The organism is Marmoricola sp. Leaf446, from assembly GCF_001424755.1.
In the GTDB taxonomy this organism is placed as follows: domain Bacteria; phylum Actinomycetota; class Actinomycetes; order Propionibacteriales; family Nocardioidaceae; genus Marmoricola.
In genome coordinates, this window is the sequence record NZ_LMRF01000001.1 from 348,921 (window position 1) to 374,662 (window position 25,742).

Below are 25,742 nucleotides of genomic sequence, written 5' to 3' on the forward strand. Positions count from 1 at the left end.
CCCGGTCGGCCCCAGGGCCGACCGGGACCCCGCACCACGACGATCGCCTCGCGATCGATGCACCCCGGACCGTCATGGTCCGGGGTGTTCGTCGTCTCCCGGGGGACCGGGCGATCGACGGGGTGCGCAGCCGGCCCCGTCGGTGTACACATGGTCACCGGATCGTCCGTTTTGTTTTGAGACGAGTGGTCCATCCGCAAGACGTCCCCGCAATGCTGCCGTAACTTAGCCCCGGGCTACTCGTTGGTACGCGAAGCAGGGGGGCTGCACGTCGCGTACGCGTGTCGCGGCGACGGATCACCGTCGCAGGGGCCGCACCAGACGAGAAAGGGAGAGGGAGACCGCATGGGTGTCGAGATCGAGATCAAGGATCTGACGAAGAGCTTCGGCAACCAGCTGATCTGGGGCGACGTCACCCTGACCGTGCCCGCGGGCGAGATCTGCGTGATGCTCGGTCCCTCCGGCACCGGCAAGTCCGTGCTCCTGAAGACCATCATCGGCCTGCTCAAGCCCGACCGGGGCAGCGTGGTGATCGAGGGCGTCGACATCGCCTCGTGCCCCGAGAAGGACCTCTACGAGATCCGCAAGCTCTTCGGCGTGCTGTTCCAGGACGGCGCGATGTTCGGGTCGATGAACCTCTACGACAACATCGCCTTCCCGCTGCGCGAGCACACCAAGAAGTCCGAGTCCGAGATCCGCGACATCGTCATGGAGAAGCTCGACCTCACCGGACTGCTCGGCACCGAGGACAAGCTGCCCGGCGAGATCTCCGGCGGCATGCGCAAGCGCGCCGGCCTGGCCCGCGCCCTCGTGCTCGACCCCGAGATCGTGCTCTTCGACGAGCCGGACTCCGGCCTGGACCCCGTGCGCACCTCGTTCCTCAACCAGCTCATCGTCGACCTCAACGCCCAGATCGACGCGACGTTCCTCATCGTCACGCACGACATCAACACCGCCCGCACCGTCCCGGACAACATCGGCCTGCTCTACCACAAGCACCTGGCCATGTTCGGTCCCCGCGAGATGCTGCTGTCCTCGGAGGAGCCGGTGGTCCGGCAGTTCCTCAACGCGCAGGTGGTCGGCCCCATCGGCATGTCGGAGGAGAAGGACGCCGACGAGCTCGAGGCCGAGAAGGACATGGACCTCCCGCCGCTGCCGCCCATCCCGATGCAGCTCGAGCCCAGCAACGGCCAGCCGCGGCGCAGCCAGCGCGACCCCGGTGCGTGGTGCAAGGAGAACGGCGTCGAGCCCCCGCCCGGGTCGTTCGAGGAGAACATGACGATGACGACGGGCAGCTGAGGCACGGATGGCCTCACTCACCGCGAGCAAGGTCCTGAAGCCGATCGGGGCCTCGGGCAAGCTGTTCGCCTTCGCCCTCGACACCTTCCGGCAGCTGTTCCGGCGTCCGTTCCAGACGCGCGAGTTCATCCAGCAGGCCTGGTTCCTGGCCTCGGTCACGATCGTGCCGACCGCGCTGGTCGCCATCCCCTTCGGCGCGGTCATCGCGCTCCAGGTCGGCGGGCTGATCAAGCAGTTCGGTGCGCAGTCGTTCACGGGATCGGCCTCCGTCCTCGCCGTGGTCCAGCAGGCAGCGCCGATCGGCACCGCCCTGCTGATCGCCGGTGCCGGCGGCAGCGCGATCGCCGCCGACCTGGGCGCCCGCAAGATCCGCGAGGAGCTCGACGCCATGATGGTGCTGGGCATCGACCCGATCCAACGGCTCGTCGTCCCACGCGTCCTAGCCTGCATGATGGTCGCGGTCTTCCTCAACGGCATGGTGAGCGTCGTCGGCGTGGCCGGCGGCTACGTCTTCAACGTCGGTCTCCAGGGAGGCACCCCCGGTGCCTACCTCGCCAGCTTCACCGCGCTCGCGCAGCTCCCCGACCTGTGGGTCGGTCTGGTGAAGGCGCTGATCTTCGGGCTGCTCGCGGCCGTGGTGGCCGCCTACAAGGGCGTCAACGCAGGCGGTGGGCCCAAGGGCGTGGGCGACGCGGTGAACGAGTCGGTGGTCATCACCTTCGTGCTGCTGTTCATCGTGAACTTCGTCGTCAGCGCGATCTACCTCCAGATCGTCCCACCGAAGACGGGCTGAGCAGATGGTCAACGTCAAGGACGTCGCCGGCAGGCCGCTGGGGGCCGTCGACAGGATGGGCGAGGAGCTCGCCTTCTACCTGCGCGCCCTCGCGGTCACGCCGCGCTCGGTCAAGCGCTACCCCAAGGAGATCCTGCGGCTGCTGGCCGAGGTCACCCTGGGCTCCGGTGCGCTCGCCGTCATCGGCGGCACCGTCGGGGTCATCCTGGCGATGACCTTCTTCACCGGTGCGCAGGTCGGCCTCTCGGGCTACGCCGCCCTCGACCAGATCGGCACCGCACCGTTCGCCGGCTTCGTGTCGGCCTACTTCAACACCCGTGAGATCGCGCCGCTGGTGGCAGGCATCGCCCTGGCGGCGACCGTCGGCTGCGGCTTCACCGCGCAGCTCGGCGCCATGCGGATCTCCGAGGAGGTCGACGCCCTCGAGGTGATGGCGATCCCCTCGATGCCGTTCCTCGTCACCACCCGCATCGTCGCCGGCCTCGTCGCGATCATCCCGCTCTACGTCGTGGGCCTGATGTCGTCCTACCTCGCGACCCGGCTGACGGTGACCCTGTTCTACGGGCAGAGCGCGGGCACCTACGACCACTACTTCAACCTGTTCCTGCCGCCGGGCGACGTGCTGTGGTCCTTCGGCAAGGTGCTGGTGTTCTCGGTCGTGGTGATCCTCATCCACTGCTACCACGGCTACACCGCCGGCGGCGGCCCCGCCGGCGTGGGCGTCGCGGTGGGACGTGCGGTCCGCACCTCGATCGTCGCGGTCAACGTGATCGACCTGTTCCTGTCCATGGCGATCTGGGGATCCGCCACCACCGTGAGACTGGCCGGGTGAGGGCATGAGCAAGTTCTTGATGAACCACCGGTTCCTCGGCATCGTCTTCATCGGTTCGCTGGTGCTGGCCGTGTGGCTCGTGAGCGCGATCTTCGGGCAGAAGTTCACCGACTTCGACCGGGTCGCGCTGACGACCAGCAACGCCGGGCTCAACCTGCCCGAGAAGGCCGACGTCAAGATCCGCGGCGTCATCGTGGGGCAGGTGATGAGCGCGGAGTCCGAGGGCGACGGCGCCGAGCTCGAGCTCGGCATCAAGCCCGACTCGATCGGACAGATCCCGCGCAACGTCAGCGCGGCGATCCTGCCCAAGACCCTGTTCGGCGAGAAGTACGTCGACCTCACCGTGCCGGATCAGCCGTCCTCCCAGCCCCTGCAGGCCGGCGACGCGATCAAGCAGACCGAGCTCCCGGTCGAGGTGGAGAAGGTCCTCAACGACCTCTACCCGCTGTTGCGCGCGGTGCAGCCGGCCGAGCTCAACTACACCCTCAACGCACTGGCCGAGGCCCTCGAGGGTCGCGGCGAGAAGCTCGGTGAGGGCCTGGTGACCCTCGACGGCTACCTGAAGCGGATGAACCCCGAGCTCCCGGCGCTGCTCGACGACCTGCGGCTGCTGGCCAGCGTGACCGACACCTACGCCGACGTCTTCCCGCAGCTGGCCGACACCCTGCGCAACACCACCAAGACCGGCAACACCCTGGTGACGAAGGAGGAGAAGCTGAACGCGTTCCTGGTCGACCTGACGTCGTTCTCCGACACCACGACCGGGTTCCTCAACGACAACGGCAACAACCTGATCCGGCTCAGCCAGCTCAGCGAGCCGATCGTGGCCCTGCTGGCGCGCTACTCCTCGACCTTCCCGTGCATGCTCGAGGGCCTGGTCAAGCAGGTTCCCCGCCTCGCCTCGACGTTCCGCGGCTTCATCTTCCACATCGACCTCAAGCTGCTGCCCAAGCAGCCGCGGGGCTACACCCAGGGCGACACCCCGGTCTACGGCGCCTCCAACGCGCCCAACTGCGCCGGCCTGCCCAACCCGCCCATCCCCTATCCCAAGTTCCCCAACCTCGACGACGGGGTGAACGGCATCAACAAGGGTGGACAGCGCACCACCCCCGGGTTCGCCGCCGGCGCGGACGCGTCCGGCGCCGCAGGCACGATCGGGCAGCCCGCCCGGTCGCGGATGAGCGTCGGGCCGTCGGGCACGCCGTCGCAGAAGGCGCTGGTCAACTCGCTCCTGGCTCCCTCGCTGGGCGTCCCGGTCGACGAGATGTCCGACGTCTCGACGCTGCTGTTCGCCCCGGCGTTCTCGGGCACGGAGGTGAGCGTGCGATGAGCATCCTCGACAAGAAGACCAGCGGCGACCTCGTCAAGCTGATGGCCTTCATCCTGGTCACCTCGCTCGCGACCGGGGTGCTGGTCGTGCTGATCGGCAACTTCACCTTCGAGTCCAGCCGCAACTACAAGGCGATCTTCTCCGACGCCACGGGCGTGGTGAAGGGCGACGACATCCGCATCGCCGGGGTCAAGGTCGGGAGCGTCAAGGAGGTCAAGGTCGTCGACCGCGAGCGGGCGCAGGTGACCTTCAGCGTCGCCAAGAGCTCCACCGTGACGCAGTCCTCGACCGCCCGCATCCGCTACCGCAACCTCGTCGGCCAGCGCTACATCGCGCTGACCCAGGGGGTCGGCGAGCTCGACCCGCTGCGCGAGGACGCCACCATCCCGATGGACCGCACCGAGCCGGCCCTGGACCTGACCGTGCTGTTCAACGGCTTCAAGCCGCTCTTCGCCGCGCTCTCGCCCTCCGACATCAACAAGCTCTCCGCCGAGGTCATCTCGGTCTTCCAGGGCGAGGGCGGCAACCTGACTGCGCTGCTGCAGAGCACGGCCTCGCTGACCAACACCCTGGCCGACCGCGACCAGGTCATCGGTGAGGTGATCGACAACCTCAACTCGGTGCTGGCCACGCTCGCCGGCCGCGACCGCGAGCTCAACCGGTTGATCACCGACTTCCAGACCCTCATGGCCGGCCTGGTGCAGGACCGCGAGGCCATCCTCGGCTCGCTCGACTCGGTCTCGGTGCTCGCCAACGAGACCTCCGACCTGGCCGTCGGCATCCGGCCGTCGCTGGTCCGCGACGTCAAGGGCCTGCGCAAGACGGCCGGCAACCTCAACAAGGACCGCGCGGAGATCGACCGGGCACTGCAGGTGCTGCCGATCAAGCTCCGCAAGATCGGCCGCACGGCGGTCAACGGGTCGTTCTTCAACTTCTACCTGTGCACGTTCAACGCCAACGTCACCGGCCTGGGGCTCAACATCAAGTACGACACCAGCGTCGTCGGCAAGGACGAGAGGTGCGACCTCGGATGAGTGTTCCGTTCCGGGAGAGAAACCCCGTCATCATCGGTGCCATCAGCATCGCGGTCCTGGCTGCGCTGATGCTGGCCGCGTTCCGTGCGGGCGACCTGCCGCTCATCGGTGGCGGCAACTCCTACAAGGCCGCCTTCTCCGAGGCCAGCGGGCTCAAGGCCAACGACGAGGTCCGCATCGCCGGGGTCCGCGTCGGCAAGGTCGACTCGGTCGAGCTGGCCGGGGACGAGGTCCAGGTCAGCTTCAAGGTCGACACGCCGTCGAAGTTCGGCACCCAGACCAAGGCCCAGATCAAGGTCAAGACGCTGCTGGGCGACATGTACCTCGCGCTGCTGCCCGAGGGCGAGGGCCAGCTCCAGGAGGACGCGACCATCCCGCGCAGCCGGACCCAGTCGGCCTTCGACGTGGTCTCGGCCTTCGAGGGCCTGGCCGACAAGGCCGCGAAGATCGACGTCGACCAGCTCGGCCAGTCCTTCGACGTGCTGGCCGACCTCACCCAGGACACTCCCGAGGGGTTCCAGGGCACGCTGCGCGGGCTGTCCCGCCTCTCCGAGACGGTCGCGAGCCGCAACCAGCAGATCGGCGAGCTGCTCCAGAACCTCGACACGGTCTCCGGCACGCTCGCGAAGCGTGACGAGGACATCGTCGAGCTGATGAAGAACAGCGACATCCTGCTGCGGGCCCTCGTGGCGCGACGCGAGGCGGTGCACACCCTGCTCGTCTCGACCGACCGGCTGGCACGCGAGCTCACCACGCTGGTCCGCCAGACCCGCGCCGACCTCAAGCCGGCCCTGGACAACCTGCAGGGCGTGGTCAACGTGCTGATCAAGAACCAGAACAACCTCGACGAGTCGCTGCGGCTGCTGGCGCCCTTCTACCGCGTCTTCGCCAACGTGCTGGGCAACGGTCCCTGGTTCGACACGTTCATCGCCAACCTGCCGCCGGCGCCGGCGCTGCCGACGGGAGGCAACGGATGAAGACCCTGGGCAAGCTCAACCCGATCATCGCGGTGATCCTGGTCGTGGCCCTGGTGGCCGCAGCGCTGGCGCTGTTCTGGCCCGGCTCGGACAAGCGCACCGTCACCGCCGACTTCCCGCGCACGGTGTCCCTCTACGAGGGCTCCGACGTCCGCATCCTCGGCGTGCCCGTGGGCAAGGTCGAGAAGGTCACGCCGGTCGGCGAGGCCGTGCGGGTGAAGCTGCAGTACGACGCGAAGTACAAGCTGCCCGCCGACGCGAAGGCCGTCGTGGTCGCGCCGTCGATCGTCGGCGACCGCTACGTGCAGCTCACCCCGGCCTACACCGGCGGCGACCAGCTGCCCGACGACGCCAAGCTGGGGCTGGACCGGACCGCCACCCCGCTGGAGCTCGACGAGATCTTCTCGAGCATCAACGACCTGACCGTGGCCCTGGGCCCCGAGCAGTCCAACCGGCCGCGCGACAACGGCGTGGGCCCGCTCACGCGGCTGCTCGACTCGACCGCCCGCAACCTCGGCGGCCAGGGCGTGGAGTTCAACAAGACCCTGAAGAACGTCGGCGAGCTCACCCAGACGCTCTCGGACAACAAGGACGAGCTGTTCGGCTCGCTCGCGCAGGTGCAGGACTTCACCAGCACGCTCGCGGCCAACGACCAGACCGTGCGTCAGTTCAACGACTCGCTCGCGGGCGGGGCCAACCTGCTGGCCGACGAGCGGCAGGAGCTGGCCGCGGTGCTGAAGAGCCTGGGCATCGCGATGGCCGAGGTGCGGACCTTCATCCGCGAGAACAAGGGCGCGCTCTCGCGCAACATCGCCGGTCTCAACCGCATCACCAAGACGTTGGTCAAGCGTCGGGCAGCGCTCGACGAGACGTTGCAGTACGCCCCGGGTGCGCTCAACAACCTCTTCCTGGCCGGCAACACCGACACCGGGACCCTCGACGTGCGCGACAACGTGGGCGAGATCTTCGACCTGCTCTCCACCCAGCCGGCCACGGCGATCTGTGCCCTCATCGGTGGGGGAGACGCGCAGAAGCAGGCGTGCGACGCGCTCAAGGGCGTGCTCGAGCCGGCGACCGGCGCGGCCGCCACCAGTGCCGCGGCTCCCCGTGCGACGCCCTTCGAGGGCGATCCCTCGACGGCGCCGCGGATCATCGAACCGGTCGACCGCAGCCTCGGCGGACTCGTGGAGGTGCAGCGATGAGGACCCCACGCACGCTCACGCAGCTGGTGACCGGCCTGGTGGCCGGCGGACTGCTCCTCTCCGGGTGCTCGGTCTACGACGCCCCGCTGCCGGGCGGACCCGACACCGGCGACAAGCCGATCGAGGTCACCGCCCGGTTCCGCGACGTGCTCGACCTGGTGCCGCAGTCGACGGTGAAGATCGACGACGTCTCGGTCGGCAAGGTCACCGCGGTCAAGCTCAAGGGCTACGTCGCCGAGGTGACGCTCCGCCTGCCCGAGGACGTCGCGCTGCCCGACAACGCCCGGGCCCAGATCCGGCAGACCAGCCTGCTCGGCGAGAAGTTCGTCTCCCTCGCGCCGCCGGAGGAGCCCAGCGACGCCCGGCTCTCCGACGGCGACGTCATCGGCCTGGACCGCACCGGTCGCAACCCGGAGATCGAGGAGGTCTTCAGCGCCCTCGCGCTGCTGCTCAACGGCGGCGGCGTGGGTCAGCTGAAGACGATCGTCTCGGAGCTGAACAACACCTTCGAGGGGCGCGAGGACGAGGTCCGCTCGGTGCTGACCCAGCTGCGCTCCTTCACCGGCCAGCTCGACGAGCGCCGCGCCGACATCGTCGCGGCGATCGAGAACACCAACCGGCTCGCCGCTGCGGCGCGCGAGCAGAGCGGCACCATCGAGAACGCCCTCGACGACATCCCCGGCGCGCTTCGCTCGCTGAACCGCCAGCGCGACGACCTGGTCAAGCTGCTCAAGGCCCTCAACCGCCTCTCCGACGTCGGCGTCCGGGTCATCCGCGCGTCCAAGGAGTCCACGATCAACACCCTGCGCGACCTCGGACCGGTGCTGGACAACCTGGCCGCGGCGGGGGAGAACCTGCCGAAGTCGTTCCAGGTCTTCCTCACCTACCCCTTCATCGACGAGGCCGTCGGTCGCAGCCCCGTCGTGGCCAACCGGCTGCGCATGGGCGACTACACCAACCTCGAGGTCAACCTCGACCTCGACCTCGACCTGCTTCCGGACCTCGACCTCGGTGCGGTCTGCGACACGGCGGCCGAGGTCGCCGCCGCAGCCAAGGAGAACGCCAAGCGCATCGACGAAGCGCTGAGCAGCGCGGGAACTACCGGGCAGATCCGCAAGCTGCTGTCGGGCATCCCCGTAGCCAGGCTGCCGCAGGACGAGGTCGGCGACGCTGTGGACGCGGTGCGCGACGAGCTCCGCAAGCGCCTGCAGGCGCTGCTGGACGGCGTGGAGGGCACCTGCGACTTGCTGACGGCCGGGCAGATCAACGACGCGATCGCCGAGGTCATCAAGGACGCGCAGATCTTGGACGCTGCGGGAATCCTCAGCAGCGGCGAGCTGCGCCGGCTCCTTGACGGCACCCTCGGTGAGATCACCAAGCAGCTCCCCGGGGCGTCGTCCGGGTCCGGCTCCGGCGGCGGGATCCTGGGTGGGCTGACCGGCCCCGCCGGACGCGCGGCTCCCAACGCGGCGTTCCGGATCGACGACGACAAGCAGATCGACCCCTTCGGGCTGGCCCGTCACGGGTTCGACCCCGGGGTCGGGACGCTCCTGCTGCAAGGGGTGGCGACGCAGCGATGATCACCGCACGCACGAAACGACAGCTGCTCATCTTCCTGGTCATCACCGTGGTCGGGGTGACCTACGTCGGCGCGCGCTACGCCCGCCTCGACCGGTTGTTCTACGACTCCTCCTACAGCGTCACCGCGCACTTCAAGGAGTCCGGCGGCATCTTCACCGACGCCGAGGTGACCTACCGCGGTGTCCAGGTCGGACGGGTCCAGGAGCTCAAGCTCACCGACGCCGGGGTCGACGTCGTCCTGTCGATCGAGAAGGACCACGACGACATCCCCGCCGACAGCCTGGCCCTGGTCGGCAACAAGTCGGCCGTGGGTGAGCAGTACGTCGAGCTGCAGCCCCAGAGCGACCAGAAGCCCTACCTGAAGGAGAAGTCGGAGATCGCGGCCGACAAGACCTCAGTGCCGGTCTCCACGACCGAGATCCTCACCAACCTCGACAACTTCGTGCAGTCGGTCCCGCAGTCCGACCTGCGCACGGTCGTCGCGGAGTCGGGCGCGGCCTTCAAGGGCGCCGGTCCCGACCTCGCCCGCATCATCGACACCTCCACGTCGTTCATCGACACGGCCAACGCCAACTTCGAGACCACCCAGAAGCTGATCCGCGACTCGCGGGTGCTGCTGCAGACCCAGGTCGACAAGGAGTCGGCCATCCGCGGCTTCTCCCGCGACCTCTCCCTGTTCACCGGGACCCTCGCCGACTCCGACCGCGACCTGCGCCGGCTGATCGACGAGGGGTCCGCGACCGCCAACGAGCTGCGCACCTTCCTCGAGCGCAACCAGGTCAACCTCGGTGAGCTGATCAGCCAGCTGGTGACCACCAACGAGGTCGTGGTCAAGCACCTCGACGGCATCCGTCAGGTGCTGATCATCTACCCCTACGTCGTCGCGGGCGGCTACACCGTGGCCGAGAAGAAGGGCAAGTTCTACAACGCGCGCTTCGGTCTCGTGCTGCAGCAGCAGAGCCCGACCTGCAGCGCCGGCTACCTGCCCAAGCGTTCGCCGCAGGACCGCGACGACCGGCCGCTGCCCGAGGACGTCGGTTGCCGCGAGAGCGGCACCAACCTGCGCGGCGCCGAGAAGACCCCGAGCAACCGCACCGGCACCGCCTACCGCTCACCGGTGGCGACGTACGATGCCGGGACCGGCGACGTGAGCTGGTCCGACCCGGCCCAGGGCCAGGTCGCGTACGACGGGGGAGCGGCCAAGCTCTTCGGCGACGACTCGTGGAAGTGGACGCTGCTCCAGCCGGCACTGCCCGACGACCAGGAGTAGACGTTGTCCGATCCTGACACCGGCGCGACCACGGGTCCCGCCACGGAGACCGTCGCGCGCCCGCCCGCGCGCTGGCGCGTCGTGCTCACCGCCGTGCTGGGCACGGTCCTGGTGCTCGGGCTCGTCGCCGTCGGCTACCTCACCTACCGGCTGCAGCACCCGACCACCGAGCCGTTCCGGCCCACCGCCGGCTCCTCGGTCCCGGTGGACTCCGAGCGACGCGACGCCCTCGACGTCGCCGAGCAGTTCGCGTTGCGCATGGACACCGTCGACGGCACCGACCTCGACGGCTACGTCAAGGGCATCAACGCCATGCTGACCACCAAGGCGAGGACCGAGAACGTCAAGACGTTCGACGCGATGAAGCAGTCCTACGCCGCCGCCAAGGTCAAGGGCAAGGGCGAGGTGCTGCAGCGGGGCATCGCCGACATCGACGCCGACTCGGCCACCGTGCTCGTGGCCCACGACGCCGACGTGACGACCACCCAGGGCGACATCGAGCACCACTACCGCTGGTCGGTCGACCTGGTGAAGGTCGACGGCGAGTGGCGCGTCGACGACTTCACCCCGGTCAACTAGGAGCCGTGGTGACCTCCTCGCTCTCCGGACCCAGCGCCGGTCCCGGCACCAGCCCCACGTGGTACGACGTCCTCGGCGTCCCGCGCGACGCCTCCGCGGTGGCCATCAAGCAGGCGTGGCGTGAGGCGACCGACAAGTTCGAGCCCGGCAGCGGCGCGGGCCAGTTCCGCATGTTCAACGACGCGGCCGACGTGCTGCTCGACCCCGAGCGGCGGGCGGCGTACGACGCCACGCTCGACGGCGGCCCCGACGCCGCGGTGGGGACGGGGACGACGCCCGCACCCGTGACCGACCGGACCTCGGAGCCGGCCCCGGCGCCGCGCGGCCCGCGCAGGCCGGCCCGGCGACGCGGGACCGCAGCCACGACGGCCGCCGAGCCGCGCAGGTCCCGCGTCCCGGGGTTCCTCGCCGCCCCGGCCCGCAGCACGGCTGTCCTCGTCGTCCTGGCGCTGCTCGCGGTCGCGGCCGTCACGGCCGCGGTGCTGGTGGGGCTGCGGGTCCAGGACGCCGCGGTCGCCCAGGACGCGCGGGCGGAGGCGCCGGCGTCCGCCGAGCGCGCGGCCGCGGCGATGCTCTCCTACGACTACCGCACGCTCCCGGAGGACCGGCAGCGCGCCTCGCGCTACCTCACGGGCGGCTTCAAGAAGCAGTACCTCGACAACTTCACGCTGCTGGAGAAGCAGCCCGACGGCACCGCCGGGCCGGCCGTGCAGAGCAAGGCCGTGGTCAAGGCCAGCGTCGAGAGCTCGGGCGTGGTCGACATCAGCTCCTCGGGCCGCACCGCGCGGGTCCTGGTCTTCGTCAACCAGGTCTCGGAGAAGGAGGGGGCGGACCCCCAGATCTTCCAGAACCGGGTGCAGATGACGATGCAGGACGTCGACGGCCGCTGGCTGGTCAGCAACCTCCGCAGCTACTGACTCTCCACCGATCGGACGGGGAGTGCTCCCCATCCGGGCGGGGACGGGGTAGCGTGTCGCCACCGCGTCGCGCGAGCGTCGTGGTGGACGGGTCCCGAGCCGAGCGCGAGGGCACCCGAGGTTGAGGGTGCCTGGGTCCGTGTTGTAGCCTGACTCTTTGCGCCCTCCCTCAGATGCGTCCTGCCTGTCCGGTGGCCGGCTCGTGGGGGGACTGGGCGCCACTCATTCGTGAGCCCGGAAGGACCCCTCTTGGCCGCCAAGCGCCCCAAGTCCACCATCAAGACCCCCCGCCGCATCTCCTTCGCCAAGATCTCCGAGCCCCTGGAGGTCCCGCAGCTCCTCGCGCTGCAGACCGACAGCTTCGACTGGCTCGTCGGCAACGAGAAGTGGGAGCAGCAGGTCGCCGAGCGTCGCGCCGCCGGCGAGCAGGTGTCCGAGAAGTCGGGCCTGCACGAGATCTTCGAGGAGATCTCCCCGATCGAGGACTTCTCCGAGACGATGTCGCTCTCGTTCGAGAACCCGGTCTTCCTCGACCCGAAGTACACCGAGGAGGAGTGCAAGGAGAAGGACTTCACCTACTCCCGCCCCCTCTACGTCTCCGCCGAGTTCACCAACGGCGAGACCGGTGAGATCAAGGGCCAGACGGTCTTCATGGGCGACTTCCCGATGATGACCCGCAAGGGCACCTTCATCATCAACGGCACCGAGCGCGTCGTGGTCTCGCAGCTCGTCCGCTCGCCCGGCGTCTACTTCGAGCGCTCGGCCGACAAGACGTCCGACAAGGACATCTTCACCGCGAAGGTGATCCCCTCGCGCGGTGCCTGGCTGGAGTTCGAGGTCGACAAGCGCGACCTCGTCGGCGTCCGCCTGGACCGCAAGCGCAAGCAGAACGTCACCGTGCTGCTCAAGGCACTCGGCTGGACCAACGAGCAGATCCGCGAGGAGTTCGGCGAGTACGAGTCGATGATGCTCACCCTCGAGAAGGACAACACCGAGGGCCAGGACGACGCGCTGCTCGACATCTACCGCAAGCTGCGCCCGGGTGAGCCGCCCACGCGCGAGGCGGCCCAGACGCTGCTGCAGAACTACTACTTCAACCCCAAGCGCTACGACCTGGCCAAGGTCGGTCGCTACAAGATCAACAAGAAGCTCGGCACGCACGAGGCCTTCGACAGCCAGCAGCTGACCATCGACGACATCGTGGCCACGATCCGCTTCATCGTCGAGCTCCACGCCGGCAAGGAGAACCTGGTCGACGCATCCGGCGCGGAGATCAAGGACCTGCACGACGAGTCGATCGAGGTCCGCGCGGACGACATCGACCACTTCGGCAACCGCCGGATGCGCACCGTCGGCGAGCTCATCCAGAACCAGCTCCGCACCGGCCTGGCCCGGATGGAGCGGGTGGTCCGCGAGCGGATGACGACCCAGGACGTCGAGGCCATCACGCCGCAGTCCCTGATCAACATCCGCCCCGTGGTCGCGGCGCTGAAGGAGTTCTTCGGCACCTCGCAGCTCTCGCAGTTCATGGACCAGACCAATCCGATCGCCGGTCTGACCCACAAGCGTCGACTCTCGGCGCTGGGCCCGGGCGGCATCTCGCGTGACCGCGCCCAGATGGACGTGCGCGACGTGCACCCCTCCCACTACGGCCGCATGTGCCCGATCGAGACCCCGGAGGGCCCGAACATCGGCCTGATCGGGTCGCTGGCCTCCTACGGCCGGATCAACCCGTTCGGGTTCGTGGAGACCCCCTACCGGGTGGTCAAGAACGGCTCGGTGACCAACGAGATCCACCACCTCACCGCCGACGAGGAGGACTCCAAGGTCATCGCGCAGGCCAACGCGCGCCTCGACGACGACGACAACCTCATCGACGAGCGCGTCCTGGTCCGCACCCGTGGTGGTGAGGCCGTCGACATCCCGCGCGACGAGGTCGAGTACATGGACGTCTCGCCGCGCCAGATGGTGTCGGTCGCGACCGCGCTGATCCCGTTCCTCGAGCACGACGACGCCAACCGCGCGCTCATGGGCGCCAACATGCAGCGCCAGGCCGTGCCGCTCATCAAGAGCGACGCGCCCCTGGTCGGCACCGGCATGGAGTTCCGTGCGGCCGTCGACGCCGGTGACGTCGTCACCAGCGACGTGGCCGGCGTGGTCAAGGAGGTCTCGGCCGAGGAGGTCGTGATCATGACCGACGAGGGCGGCGACAAGTCCTACCGCCTGCTGAAGTTCACCCGCTCCAACCAGGGCACCTGCATCAACCAGCGTCCCCTGGTCGCCGAGGGCGAGCGCGTCGAGGTCGGGTCCCCGATCGCCGACGGTCCGTGCACCGACGAGGGCGAGATGGCGCTGGGCACCAACCTGCTCGTCGCCTTCATGCCCTGGCAGGGCCACAACTACGAGGACGCGATCATCCTCTCCCAGCGCCTGGTGCAGGAGGACGTCCTCACCTCGATCCACATCGAGGAGCACGAGGTCGACGCCCGCGACACCAAGCTCGGCCCGGAGGAGATCACGCGGGACATCCCCAACGTCTCCGACGACGTGCTGGCCGACCTCGACGAGCGGGGCATCATCCGCGTCGGCGCGGAGGTCACCACCGGTGACATCCTCGTCGGCAAGGTGACCCCCAAGGGCGAGACCGAGCTGACCCCCGAGGAGCGCCTGCTGCGCGCGATCTTCGGCGAGAAGGCGCGCGAGGTGCGCGACACCTCGATGAAGGTCCCGCACGGCGAGTCCGGCACCGTCATCGGCGTCCGCGAGTTCAACCGCGAGGACGGCGACGAGCTGCCCCCGGGCGTCAACCAGCTGGTGCGCGTCTACGTCGCCCAGAAGCGGAAGATCTCGGTGGGCGACAAGCTCGCCGGTCGCCACGGCAACAAGGGCGTCATCGCCAAGATCCTGCCGATCGAGGACATGCCGTTCATGGAGGACGGCACCCCGGTCGACGTGATCCTGAACCCGCTGGGCGTCCCGCGACGGATGAACATCGGTCAGATCCTCGAGCTCCACCTGGGGTGGCTGGCCAAGCAGGGCTGGGACCTCGACCTCTCCGGCGAGGACCAGTCGGCCGACTGGAAGCAGCGGCTGATCAAGATCCACGCGGAGAAGGCGGAGGCCGACACCAACGTCGCGACCCCGGTCTTCGACGGTGCGCGCGAGGACGAGATCGTCGGGCTGCTCGGCTCGAGCATCCCCAACCGCGACGGTGTGCGGATGGTCGGCGAGAGCGGCAAGGCGAGCCTGTTCGACGGCCGCTCCGGGGAGCCCTTCCCCGACCCGGTCTCGGTGGGCTACATGTACATCCTCAAGCTCCACCACCTCGTCGACGACAAGATCCACGCACGCTCGACGGGTCCCTACTCGATGATCACCCAGCAGCCGCTCGGCGGTAAGGCCCAGTTCGGTGGCCAGCGCTTCGGTGAGATGGAGGTCTGGGCGATGGAGGCCTACGGCGCGGCCTACGCGCTGCAGGAGCTGCTCACCATCAAGTCCGACGACGTGCCTGGTCGCGTCAAGGTCTACGAGGCGATCGTGAAGGGCGAGAACATCCCCGACTCGGGCATCCCCGAGTCGTTCAAGGTGCTCGTCAAGGAGATGCAGTCGCTCTGCCTCAACGTCGAGGTGCTGTCCCAGGACGGCTCCGCGATCGAGATGCGCGACGCGGAGGAGGACGTCTTCCGCGCCGCCGAGGAGCTCGGCATCGACCTGTCCCGGCGCGAGCCCAGCTCGGTCGAAGAGGTCTGAGGGTCGGGGGTCGGCGCGCCCGCGAGGTCGCGCCGCCCCCGCCTCCGACCCCCGTCACGATCCAAATAGTTCTTCCTAACGAGGGAAAGCAGCCACTGTGCTCGACGTAAATTTCTTCGACCAGCTCAAGATCGGCCTGGCCACCGCGGACGAGATCCGCGGGTGGAGCCACGGCGAGGTCAAGAAGCCCGAAACCATCAACTACCGCACGCTCAAGCCCGAGCGTGACGGCCTCTTCTGCGAGAAGATCTTCGGTCCCACCCGGGACTGGGAGTGCTACTGCGGCAAGTACAAGCGCGTGCGCTTCAAGGGCATCATCTGCGAGCGCTGCGGCGTCGAGGTGACCCGGTCCAAGGTGCGCCGCGAGCGCATGGGCCACATCGAGCTGGCCGCCCCGGTCACCCACATCTGGTACTTCAAGGGTGTCCCGAGCCGGCTCGGCTACCTGCTCGACCTGGCGCCGAAGGACCTCGAGAAGGTCATCTACTTCGCCGCCTACATGATCACCAGCGTGGACGAGGAGGCGCGTCACCGCGACCTCTCCGACCTCGAGGGCAAGATCGGGCTGCAGCGCAAGAGCCTGGAGAACCGCCGCGACGTGCAGATCGAGGAGCGGAGCCAGAAGCTGGAGTCCGACCTCGCCGCGCTCGAGGAGGAGGGCGCCAAGGCCGACGCCAAGCGCAAGGTCAAGGACGGCGCCGAGCGCGAGATGGCCGCGGTCCGCAAGCGCTCCGACGCCGAGCTCGCGCGCCTGGAGGAGGTCTGGAACACCTTCAAGAACCTCAAGGTCCAGGACCTCATGGGCGACGAGATGCTCTACCGCGAGATGAACAACTGGTTCGGCAAGTACTTCGAGGGCTACATGGGAGCCACGGCGATCCAGAAGCGCCTGGAGAGCTTCGACATCCCGCAGGAGGTCGAGAACCTCCGCGAGACGATCGCGACCGGCAAGGGCCAGAAGAAGGTCCGCGCGCTCAAGCGCCTCAAGGTGGTCGACGCCTTCCGCAAGACCGGCAACTCGCCCATGGGCATGGTGCTCGACGCCGTCCCCGTGATCCCGCCGGACCTGCGCCCGATGGTGCAGCTCGACGGTGGCCGCTTCGCGACCTCCGACCTCAACGACCTGTACCGCCGCGTGATCAACCGCAACAACCGGCTCAAGCGGCTGCTCGACCTCGGCGCGCCCGAGATCATCGTCAACAACGAGAAGCGGATGCTCCAGGAGGCCGTCGACTCGCTGTTCGACAACGGCCGTCGTGGTCGTCCGGTCACCGGCCCGGGCAACCGGCCGCTGAAGTCGCTGTCGGACATGCTCAAGGGCAAGCAGGGTCGCTTCCGCCAGAACCTGCTCGGCAAGCGCGTCGACTACTCGGGCCGTTCGGTCATCGTGTCGGGCCCGCAGCTGAAGCTGCACCAGTGCGGTCTGCCGAAGTACATGGCGATCGAGCTGTTCAAGCCCTTCGTGATGAAGCGGCTCGTCGACCTCTCCCACGCGCAGAACATCAAGTCCGCCAAGCGGATGGTCGAGCGCGCCGTGCGCCCCGAGGTCTGGGACGTGCTGGAGGAGGTCATCGCCGAGCACCCGGTGCTCTTGAACCGTGCACCCACGCTGCACCGCCTCGGCATCCAGGCCTTCGAGCCGCAGCTGATCGAGGGCAAGGCCATCCAGATCCACCCGCTCGTGTGCTCGGCGTTCAACGCCGACTTCGACGGTGACCAGATGGCGGTGCACCTGCCGCTGTCGGCCGAGGCGCAGGCCGAGGCCCGGATCCTGATGCTGTCGACCAACAACATCCTCAAGCCGTCCGACGGCCGCCCGGTCACGATGCCGACCCAGGACATGATCATCGGCATCTTCTTCCTGACCCGGGCCGACGAGGGCGCGGTCGGCGATGGCCGGTCGTTCTCCTCCATCGGCGAGGCCGTGATGGCGCTGGACAAGGGCGAGATCAAGATCCAGTCCAAGGTCAAGATCCGGCTCGAGGGCGTCGTGCCCCCGGCCGGCGCCGAGCTGCCCGAGGGCTGGACCGAGGGCGACTCCGTCGTGCTCGACACCACCCTGGGCCGCGCGCTGTTCAACGAGACCCTGCCGAGCAACTACGAGTACGTCGAGTTCGGCGTCGGCAAGCGCGAGCTGGGCCGGATCGTGAACAACCTGGCCGAGCGCTACACCAAGGTCGAGGTGGCCAACAGCCTCGACGCCCTCAAGGACGCCGGCTTCGCGTGGGCGACCCGCTCGGGCGTGACCGTGTCGATCGAGGACGTGGTGACCCCGGCCAACAAGCCGGAGATCCTCGCCAAGTACGACGCCAAGGCCGCCAAGGTGCAGCAGCAGGCCGAGCTGGGCCTGATCACCGACGACGAGCGTCGCCAGGAGCTCATCGAGATCTGGACGCAGGCCTCCAACGAGGTCGCGAAGGCCATGGAGGCCAACTTCGACAAGAAGAACCCGATCTACATGATGGTCGACTCGGGTGCGTCCGGAAACATGATGCAGATGCGTCAGGTCGCGGCCATGCGTGGTCTGGTGGCCAACCCCAAGGGCGACATCATCCCGCGTCCGATCAAGGCCAACTTCCGTGAGGGCCTCTCGGTCCTGGAGTACTTCATCTCCACCCACGGTGCCCGCAAGGGCCTGGCCGACACCGCGCTGCGCACCGCCGACTCGGGCTACCTGACCCGTCGTCTGGTGGACGTCTCGCAGGACGTGATCATCCGTGAGGACGACTGCGGCACCGAGCGCGGCATGCCCAAGGTCATCGGTGTCCGGGGCGAGGACGGCGTGGTCCGCAAGGACGACAACGCCGAGACCTCGGCGTACGCCCGGGCCGCGGCGGTCGAGATCACCCACCCCGAGACCGGGGCGGTGCTCGCCGGAGCCGGCGAGGACCTGGGTGACATCAAGATCGAGGAGCTGGTCGCGGCCGGCATCGAGACGGTCAAGGTCCGCTCCGTGCTGACCTGCGACGCCCGCACCGGCACCTGTGCCAAGTGCTACGGCCGCTCGCTGGCCACCGGCAAGCTGGTCGACATCGGCGAGGCCGTCGGCATCATCGCGGCGCAGTCCATCGGTGAGCCCGGCACGCAGCTGACGATGCGCACCTTCCACACCGGTGGTGTGGCCTCCGCGGACGACATCACGCAGGGCCTGCCCCGCGTGGTCGAGCTCTTCGAGGCCCGTCAGCCCAAGGGCAAGGCGCCCATCGCCGAGTCCGCGGGTCGCATCGAGATCGAGGACACCGACAAGTCCCGCAAGGTGCTGCTCACCCCCGACGACGGCTCGGAGGTGCAGGAGTACCCCGTCAGCAAGCGCTCGCGCCTGCTGGTCGGCGACGGCGACCACATCGAGGTCGGCGAGCAGATCACGCAGGGCACGCCCGACCCGCAGGAGGTGCTGCGCATCCTGGGTGTCCGCAAGGCCCAGGAGCACCTGGTGGCCGAGGTGCAGCGCGTGTACCGCAGCCAGGGCGTGTCGATCCACGACAAGCACATCGAGATCATCGTCCGGCAGATGCTGCGCCGGGTCACGGTGATCGAGTCCGGTGACACCAAGCTGCTCCCGTCCGACCTCGTCGACCGGGTGCGCTACGAGGAGGAGAACCGCCGCGCGGTCTCCGAGGGCATCAAGCCCGCCTCGGGTCGTCCGGTCCTGATGGGCATCACCAAGGCCTCGCTCGCGACCGAGTCGTGGCTCTCGGCGGCCTCCTTCCAGGAGACCACCCGGGTGCTCACCGACGCCGCGATCAACGGCAAGTCGGACTCGCTGCTGGGTCTGAAGGAGAACGTGATCATCGGCAAGCTGATCCCGGCGGGCACCGGCCTCGAGCGGTACCGCAACATCCGGGTGGAGCCGACCGAGGAGGCGCGCGCCGCGGCGTACGCCGTCACGGGCTACGACAACTACGGCGACGACTACTTCGGTGGTGGCGCCAGCCAGACCGTCGCGCTCGACGACTTCGACTTCGGTTCCTACCAGAACTGAGGCGAGACCGGACCTGCTCCACCCGAACGGCCCCCGGCACACCGCCGGGGGCCGTTCGGCGTACCCGGGGGCGGGCGGCGCGGCGGTCCTAGGCTGGGCCTGTGCCGAGCGCCGAGGAGATCACCGCCCACCACGACGTCGTGGCGCCGCCGGGACGCGACCCCTACCTCGCGGGGACGGGACCGGCGCCCGACGTCGAGGTGGTGGCCGCCGACCCCTCCTGGCCCGAGGTGTTCCAGGGGCTGCGCACGCGCCTGGTGGGCGCCCTGGGTGACCGGGCGCTGCGCGTGGAGCACGTGGGCTCCACGGCGGTGCCCGGCCTCGCGGCCAAGCCGGTCATCGACGTCGACCTGGTCGTGGCCGACCCGGCCGACGAGGCGGCCTGGCTGCCCGACCTCGAGCGCACCGGTCTCGTGCTGGTCGTGCGCGAGCCCTGGTGGCAGGAGCACCGGTGCCTGCGCGGGGCGGAGCCCGCCTGCCACGTCCACGTCTTCGGGCCCGACGCGGTGGAGCCGGTGCGGCACCGGATCTTCCGGGACCGGCTGCGCGAGGTCCCCGAGGAGCGGGCGCTCTACGAAGCGGCCAAGCAGCAGGCGTCCCGCGACACCGCGGCGGTCGGCGGACACTCGATGGACTACAACGCCCGCAAGCAGGCCGTGGTCCGCGACATCTACGACCGCGCCTTCGTCGCGCTCGGCCTGCTCCCGGCCCCCTGAGCCCCCGCAGCGGCGTACGCCGCATCCCCGTGGCGCCTCCTCACCAGCAGGTTGCGAGAATGGAGGGGTGAGCCTCGCCCCCGTCCCCGCCGAGACCGACGTCCTCGTGGTGGGGGCCGGACCCGCGGGATCGGCGGCCGCGGCCTGGGCCGCCCGGGCCGGGCTCGACGTCGTCCTGGTCGACGCGGCCGTCTTCCCCCGCGACAAGACCTGCGGCGACGGACTGACGCCGCGCGCGATCGGCGAGCTGGAGCGGCTCGGGCTCGGTGAGTGGGTGCGCTCGCACACCGTCAACCACGGCCTGCGCGCCCACGGCTTCGGTCAGACGCTGCTGCTGCCGTGGCCGGGCGGCACGCTGCCGGCCTACGGCTCGGCCGTGGCCCGCACCGAGCTCGACGACCACCTCCGGACCACCGCGATCAAGGCCGGTGCGCACGGCCTCGACGGTCTCCGGGCCGTGGACGTGCGGCGCGAGGGCGGCCGCGTCACGGGGGTGGTGCTCGAGCGCGCCCGCGGCACCGAGGGGGCGGGGGAGCGGGTCGAGATCGGCTGCCGCCGGCTCGTGGTCGCCGACGGCGTGCGCTCCCCGCTGGGCAAGCTGCTGGGGCGCGAGTGGCACCGCGACACCGTCTACGGCGTCGCCGCGAGGGCGTACGTCGACTCGACGGCCTCCGAGGACCCGTGGATCTCCAGCCACCTCGAGCTGCGGGGCGTCGACGGCGAGATCCTCTCCGGCTACGGCTGGATCTTCCCGCTGGGCGACGGCCAGATCAACGTCGGCGTCGGCACCCTGGCGACCTCCAAGCGGCCGGCCGACGTGGCGCTGCGGCCGCTGATGCAGTTCTACGCCGACGAGCGGCGCGAGGAGTTCGGCATCACCGGCGAGCTGCGCGCCCCCACCTCGGCGCTGCTGCCGATGGGGGGCGCGGTCTCGCGCGTCGCCGGGCCCAACTGGGCGCTGGTCGGCGACGCCGCCGGCTGCGTGAACCCGCTCAACGGCGAGGGCATCGACTACGGCCTCGAGGGTGGCCGACTGGTGGTCGACCTGCTTGTCGAGGGCGCCGACCTCGAGCAGGCGTGGCCCGACCTGCTGCGCGAGCACTACGGCGAGGCGTTCTCCATCGCCCGCCGGCTGGCCGGGCTGGTGACCGTGCCGCGGGTCCTGCCCACCTTCGGTCCGGCCGGGATGCGCTCGGACTGGCTGATGACGCTGGCGCTGCGGTGGATGGGCAACCTGGTCACCGACGAGGACCGCGACCGCGCCGCCCGGGTGTGGCGCTGGGCGGGGCGCCGCTCGGTGGCGCTCGACCACCGGCCGCCCTTCAGCTGAGGTCGCGGACGTGGCCGACGCGGCGTACCGCTTCGTCAACGCGGTGGGTCGCACCGCCCTGCGGGGGCTGCGTGTCGACGTGCGGTGGACCGGCGCCGAGCACGTGCCGCGCACCGGCCCGGTGCTGCTGGCGGCCACCCACGTCGCCTTCCCCGACTTCCTGTTCGTGGAGCGGGCGGCGGTGACGCGCGGTCGGCTGGTGCGGTTCCTGACCCGGCACGACGTCTGGGAGGTGCCCGGCGCCGGCTGGTGGATGGACCGGATGGGGCACGTGCCGGTGGACCGGCGGGTGCCGGCGCACGCCTACGTGCGGGCCCGCGCGCTGCTGTGCCGCGGCGAGGCGGTGTGCGGCTTCCCCGAGGCGGGGATCTCCTACTCCTACACCGTGCGCCCGCTGATGCGCGGCCTGGTGGCGCTGGCGCGCGAGACCGGCGTGCCGCTCGTGCCGGTGGGGGTGTGGGGGACCCAGCGGTTCCTCTCCGTCGGCGACCCCGCGCCGCCCCCGGACTGGTCGCGCGGCCGCCGGGTCGACCTGGCCTTCGGCAGGCCGCTCGCGGTGGCGCCCGACGACGACCTCACCGCCCGCACCCACGACCTCGGCCACGCCCTGACCGGTCTGCTCGAGGGGCTCCAGCTGCTGCCGCACCACCGTCCGGAGCCCGGGGTGCCGGCGGTGTGGCACCCGCACCACCTGGGGGGCGACGCCCCCACCCGGCAGCGCGCGGTGCACCTGGACGAGGTGCCCTTCGCGGCGGTCAGGCCGAGCTGGGGTCCCGATCTCGACGCCTACGACGTGCCCGCTGCCACGACCCCACCGGGTCCACCAGCAGGTTGAGCCGGCTCGAGACCGGCCCCCAGGCGAGCAGCACCGCGAGGCCGACGGCGACGACGGTGGTGAGCAGCAGCGACAGCGGCCAGTGGCCGGCGGCCCAGCCCTTGTAGCCGAGGAACTCCGCGCCGAGCACGACGAAGCCGTGGTAGAGGTACACCACCAGCGTGGCTCCGCCCAGGGCCGAGAACCACGTGCGGGTCCGCGGCACCACGGCGAAGAACGCGAAGGCGCCGACGAGGCCGCTGAGCAGCATCGACATCCGGATCACGAAGGCGCGGACGTTGTCGGGGTCGAGGGCGTCGTAGCGGGTGCGGTAGTAGAACCACTCGGTCTCCAGCAGCCCACCGGCCCAGCGGGCGGCCACCGCCATCAGCAGCAGCACCGCGACGCCGTACCAGCGGGCCCGGCGGGTGCGCAGCAGGTTCCAGTGGCCCTCGTGCATCTTCAGGCCCAGCACGAAGAAGGGCAGCAGGCCCAGGATGCGGGCGTTGTCGAGCACGTCGGTGGCGAACAGGCCGGCGGCGAGGCTGATCGCCGTGGCGACGACCACCTTGGCGGGCAGGCGCTGGAAGAGCGGCACCGAGAGCCGCCAGAAGAACAGCGCCGAGAGGTACCACATCGGCCAGTGCGGGTTGGCCCAGATGCGCTCGAACTCCACGCCCCCGAACTCGTGCCGGAACCACACCAGCAGCCCCTCGAAGACCACGTAGGGCAGGGCGACGGTGGTGACCAGCGACCACATCCGGGCCCGCGTCCAGGCGAACGACCGCGACAGGTAGCCGGTGACGATCACGAACGCCGGGATGTGCCAGGCGTAGAGGAAGTGGTAGGTCCAGCTGTCGTAGAACTTCGCCGTGTCGCTGCCCGCGTCGCCGTCGAAGAGGGGCAGCAGCGTCCACGCGTGGCCCACCACGACCAGCACGACCAGCAGCATCTTGGCGTTGTCGAACCAGGGGTCGCGCTGCTTCGTGGCCGCCGGGGGCGGGGTGGGGCGCGTCTGGGTCTGGGGTCCGGCGTCGTGCACGCGCCGACGGTACCGGTTTCATGAGGGTCCCATCGCCTTGTCTACACTCCGAACGTGTCCGACCCCACGGCCCGCGGCCCTGCCCCGGTGCAGCGACAGCGCGTCGCGGCGTACGCCGTGGTGGTGCGCGACGGCGACGTGCTGCTCTCCCGGCTGGCCCCCTACCTGGCCCCGACCGAGCGGTGGACCCTGCCCGGTGGCGGCATCGACTTCGGCGAGCACCCGCGCGACGCGGTGGTGCGCGAGGTCCACGAGGAGACCGGCCTCGACGTCACCGTCTCGGCCGAGGCCCTCGTCGACTCCGCGCTGCGGGGGCTGAAGGACCCCGGTGAGCCGGCGGCCGAGCTGCACTCGGTCCGCATCGTCTACGAGGGCTGGGTGGCGCCCGACGCGCCCGAGCCCCGGGTCGTCGAGGTCGACGGCTCGACCGTCGACGCCCGGTGGCACCCGCTCGCCGACGTCGAGTCGGGTGCGGTGGCGACGGTGCCGATGGTGCGCTGGGCACTGGCCCAGCACCGCGCGGCGCGACGCCAGCGCCTGGCGGCGTACGCCCTGGTGGTGCGCGACGGCGAGGTGCTGCTGACGCGCAACTCCCCGCTCGGCCCGCGGCCCGGGGCGTGGACGCTGCCCGGGGGCGGCGTCGAGCACGGCGAGTCCCCGGCCGACGCGGTGGTGCGCGAGGTCGCCGAGGAGACCGGGCTGGCCGCCGAGGTGGGCCGGCTGCTGGGCCTGCACGACGAGCACTTCACCGGCACCGCGCCCTCGGGGCGCGAGGAGGACTTCCACGGGGTGCACGTGCTCTTCGAGGCCACTGTGACCGGAGGTGACGGGGCTCCTGCGGTGCGGGACCCGGACGGCACCACCGACGCCGTGGCGTGGGTGTCCCTGGAACGCCTGGTCGACGGCTCGCTCGACGTGCGGCCGCTGGTGCACGAGGCGCTCGGCCTGCGCTGAGGGCCATCGAGGGGCAGCCCCGGGCCGCCTGCGTCACATAGGTTGACCGGCATGAGCGCTGAGTCGATCTTCACCTACGGAGCACCCGGTCTGAAGTTCGGTGAGGGGGCGTCCGACGAGATCGGTCACGACCTCTCCCAGTACGACGTGAAGCGGGTGCTCGTCATCACCGACGCGGGCGTGGCCGCCACCGGCCACCCGCAGCGGGTGGCCGACCAGATGGCGCAGTACGGCATCGAGGCGGCCGTCTTCGACGGCGTCCACGTCGAGCCGACCGACGCCAGCCTCGAGCTCGCCATCGCCCACGCGAGGGACACCGGGCCGTGGGACGCCTTCGTCGCCGTCGGGGGCGGCTCGGCGATCGACACCGCCAAGGCCGTCAACCTGCTCACCACCAACGAGGGCGAGCTGATGGACTACGTCAACGCCCCGGTCGGCCGGGCGCGTGCGCCGCGGCACGCCCTCAAGCCGCTGGTGGCCGTGCCCACGACGACGGGCACCGGTGCGGAGTCGACCACCATCTGCGTCCTCGACGTGCTCGACCAGCACGTCAAGACCGGCATCAGCCACCCGCGGCTGCGTCCGACCCTCGCGGTGGTCGACCCCGAGCTGACCCGCACCCAGCCGGCGGGGGTCACCTCGGCGGCGGGGATGGACATCCTGTGCCACGCGCTGGAGAGCTACACCGCCCGCGCCTACACCTCCTACGAGCGCAAGCAGCCCGACCAGCGGGTGCCCTACTGCGGGTCCAACCCGATGTCCGACCTGTGGTCGGAGAAGGCGATGTCGCTGCTGGCGACCTCGTTCCGGAGGGCGGTGCAGCACGGCGAGGACGACGAGGCCCGCCACGACATGGCGCTCGCCGCGACCTTCGCCGGCATCGGGTTCGGCAACGCCGGCGTCCACATCCCGCACGCCAACGCCTACCCGATCGCGGGCCGGGTCCGGGACTTCCGACCCGAGGGCTACCCCCAGGACGAGGCGATGGTGCCGCACGGCATGGCCGTGTCGCTCACCGCGCCCGCGGCGTTCCGGTGGACCTTCGAGGCGTCCCCCGAGCGTCACCTGCGGGCGGCGGAGCTGCTGGCCCCGGGCCACTCCTACGACCGCGGCCCCGAGGCGCTTCCCTCGGTGCTGGCCGACCTGATGCGCGACATCACCATCCCCAACGGCCTGGCCGCGGTGGGCTACGGCGAGGCCGACGTCGACGCCCTGGTCGAGGGCACCCTGAAGCAGCAGCGGCTGCTGGCCACCGCGCCCCGCGAGGTCACCGAGGACGACGCGGCCGCCATCTTGCGGGGGTCGCTCGAGAACTGGTGAGGCCGCGGCCCGAGGGGGTC

At 70.0% G+C, this 25,742-nt stretch carries 19 protein-coding genes; 18 read left to right on the top strand and 1 reads right to left on the bottom strand.

Annotated elements, in window-relative coordinates:
- The first annotated feature begins 345 nt into the window (after nucleotides 1-345).
- The 16 genes from ASG49_RS01565 (at nucleotide 346) to ASG49_RS01640 (ending at nucleotide 22,427) form a co-directional block, all read left to right on the top strand.
- Nucleotides 346-1,299 (top strand): ABC transporter ATP-binding protein, encoded by a 954-nt coding sequence (locus tag ASG49_RS01565; protein WP_056536185.1) that lies wholly within the window; start codon nucleotides 346-348, stop codon nucleotides 1,297-1,299.
- Nucleotides 1,300-1,306: 7 nt separating this feature from the next.
- Nucleotides 1,307-2,092 (top strand): ABC transporter permease, encoded by a 786-nt coding sequence (locus tag ASG49_RS01570; protein WP_056536188.1) that lies wholly within the window; start codon nucleotides 1,307-1,309, stop codon nucleotides 2,090-2,092.
- Nucleotides 2,093-2,096: 4 nt separating this feature from the next.
- Complete coding sequence (locus ASG49_RS01575; protein WP_056536191.1) at nucleotides 2,097-2,924, top strand: ABC transporter permease; 828 nt, start codon at nucleotides 2,097-2,099, stop codon at nucleotides 2,922-2,924.
- Nucleotides 2,925-2,928: 4 nt separating this feature from the next.
- Nucleotides 2,929-4,254: an MCE family protein gene (locus ASG49_RS01580; RefSeq protein ID WP_056536196.1), complete on the top strand. Its 1,326-nt coding sequence runs from the start codon at nucleotides 2,929-2,931 to the stop codon at nucleotides 4,252-4,254.
- Nucleotides 4,251-5,288: an MCE family protein gene (locus tag ASG49_RS01585; protein WP_056536199.1), complete on the top strand. Its 1,038-nt coding sequence runs from the start codon at nucleotides 4,251-4,253 to the stop codon at nucleotides 5,286-5,288. The genes ASG49_RS01580 and ASG49_RS01585 overlap by 4 nt, the downstream gene beginning before the upstream one ends.
- Nucleotides 5,285-6,265: an MCE family protein gene (locus ASG49_RS01590; RefSeq protein ID WP_056536202.1), complete on the top strand. Its 981-nt coding sequence runs from the start codon at nucleotides 5,285-5,287 to the stop codon at nucleotides 6,263-6,265. The genes ASG49_RS01585 and ASG49_RS01590 overlap by 4 nt, the downstream gene beginning before the upstream one ends.
- Nucleotides 6,262-7,467, top strand: coding sequence for an MCE family protein (locus ASG49_RS01595; RefSeq protein ID WP_082533703.1), 1,206 nt, complete (start codon nucleotides 6,262-6,264; stop codon nucleotides 7,465-7,467). The genes ASG49_RS01590 and ASG49_RS01595 overlap by 4 nt, the downstream gene beginning before the upstream one ends.
- The gene (locus ASG49_RS01600; RefSeq protein WP_056536206.1) at nucleotides 7,464-9,047 is read left to right on the top strand and encodes an MCE family protein; all 1,584 of its coding nucleotides are present in this window, start codon (nucleotides 7,464-7,466) and stop codon (nucleotides 9,045-9,047) included. The genes ASG49_RS01595 and ASG49_RS01600 overlap by 4 nt, the downstream gene beginning before the upstream one ends.
- Nucleotides 9,044-10,318, top strand: coding sequence for an MCE family protein (locus tag ASG49_RS01605; RefSeq protein WP_056536209.1), 1,275 nt, complete (start codon nucleotides 9,044-9,046; stop codon nucleotides 10,316-10,318). Before ASG49_RS01600 ends, ASG49_RS01605 begins: the two co-directional genes overlap by 4 nt.
- Nucleotides 10,319-10,321: 3 nt before the next feature.
- Nucleotides 10,322-10,897, top strand: coding sequence for a hypothetical protein (locus ASG49_RS01610; RefSeq protein ID WP_056536212.1), 576 nt, complete (start codon nucleotides 10,322-10,324; stop codon nucleotides 10,895-10,897).
- A gap of 8 nt (nucleotides 10,898-10,905) precedes the next feature.
- Nucleotides 10,906-11,814 (top strand): J domain-containing protein, encoded by a 909-nt coding sequence (locus tag ASG49_RS01615; protein WP_056536215.1) that lies wholly within the window; start codon nucleotides 10,906-10,908, stop codon nucleotides 11,812-11,814.
- A gap of 249 nt (nucleotides 11,815-12,063) precedes the next feature.
- A complete protein-coding gene (locus ASG49_RS01620) occupies nucleotides 12,064-15,564 on the top strand; it encodes a DNA-directed RNA polymerase subunit beta (protein ID WP_211332383.1) in 3,501 nt (1,166 codons plus the stop codon).
- A 97-nt stretch (nucleotides 15,565-15,661) separates the two neighbouring features.
- Nucleotides 15,662-19,546 carry a DNA-directed RNA polymerase subunit beta' gene (locus ASG49_RS01625; RefSeq protein WP_056536222.1) on the top strand — a complete coding sequence of 1,295 codons (3,885 nt, stop codon included), beginning with the start codon at nucleotides 15,662-15,664 and terminating at the stop codon, nucleotides 19,544-19,546.
- A gap of 101 nt (nucleotides 19,547-19,647) precedes the next feature.
- Entirely contained in the window at nucleotides 19,648-20,262 is a 615-nt protein-coding gene (locus tag ASG49_RS01630; RefSeq protein ID WP_056536225.1) for a GrpB family protein, read from the top strand.
- Between the two features lie 67 nt (nucleotides 20,263-20,329).
- The gene (locus ASG49_RS01635) at nucleotides 20,330-21,592 is read left to right on the top strand and encodes a geranylgeranyl reductase family protein (protein ID WP_056536228.1); all 1,263 of its coding nucleotides are present in this window, start codon (nucleotides 20,330-20,332) and stop codon (nucleotides 21,590-21,592) included.
- Nucleotides 21,593-21,602: 10 nt separating this feature from the next.
- Nucleotides 21,603-22,427, top strand: a complete 825-nt coding sequence (locus ASG49_RS01640; RefSeq protein ID WP_056536230.1) for a 1-acyl-sn-glycerol-3-phosphate acyltransferase — start codon at nucleotides 21,603-21,605, stop codon at nucleotides 22,425-22,427.
- On the opposite strand, the gene ASG49_RS01645 is transcribed toward ASG49_RS01640, so the two are convergent.
- Entirely contained in the window at nucleotides 22,348-23,448 is a 1,101-nt protein-coding gene (locus ASG49_RS01645) for an acyltransferase family protein (RefSeq protein WP_056536233.1), read from the bottom strand. The genes ASG49_RS01640 and ASG49_RS01645 overlap by 80 nt on opposite strands.
- Nucleotides 23,449-23,502: 54 nt before the next feature.
- Between ASG49_RS01645 and ASG49_RS01650 the strand changes: the two genes are divergently transcribed.
- Together ASG49_RS01650 and ASG49_RS01655 are read left to right on the top strand one after the other, a co-directional pair.
- Entirely contained in the window at nucleotides 23,503-24,402 is a 900-nt protein-coding gene (locus ASG49_RS01650) for an NUDIX domain-containing protein (RefSeq protein ID WP_200936176.1), read from the top strand.
- 51 nt (nucleotides 24,403-24,453) lie between these two features.
- Nucleotides 24,454-25,722 carry a hydroxyacid-oxoacid transhydrogenase gene (locus ASG49_RS01655; protein WP_056536236.1) on the top strand — a complete coding sequence of 423 codons (1,269 nt, stop codon included), beginning with the start codon at nucleotides 24,454-24,456 and terminating at the stop codon, nucleotides 25,720-25,722.
- The last annotated feature ends 20 nt before the right edge of the window (nucleotides 25,723-25,742 follow it).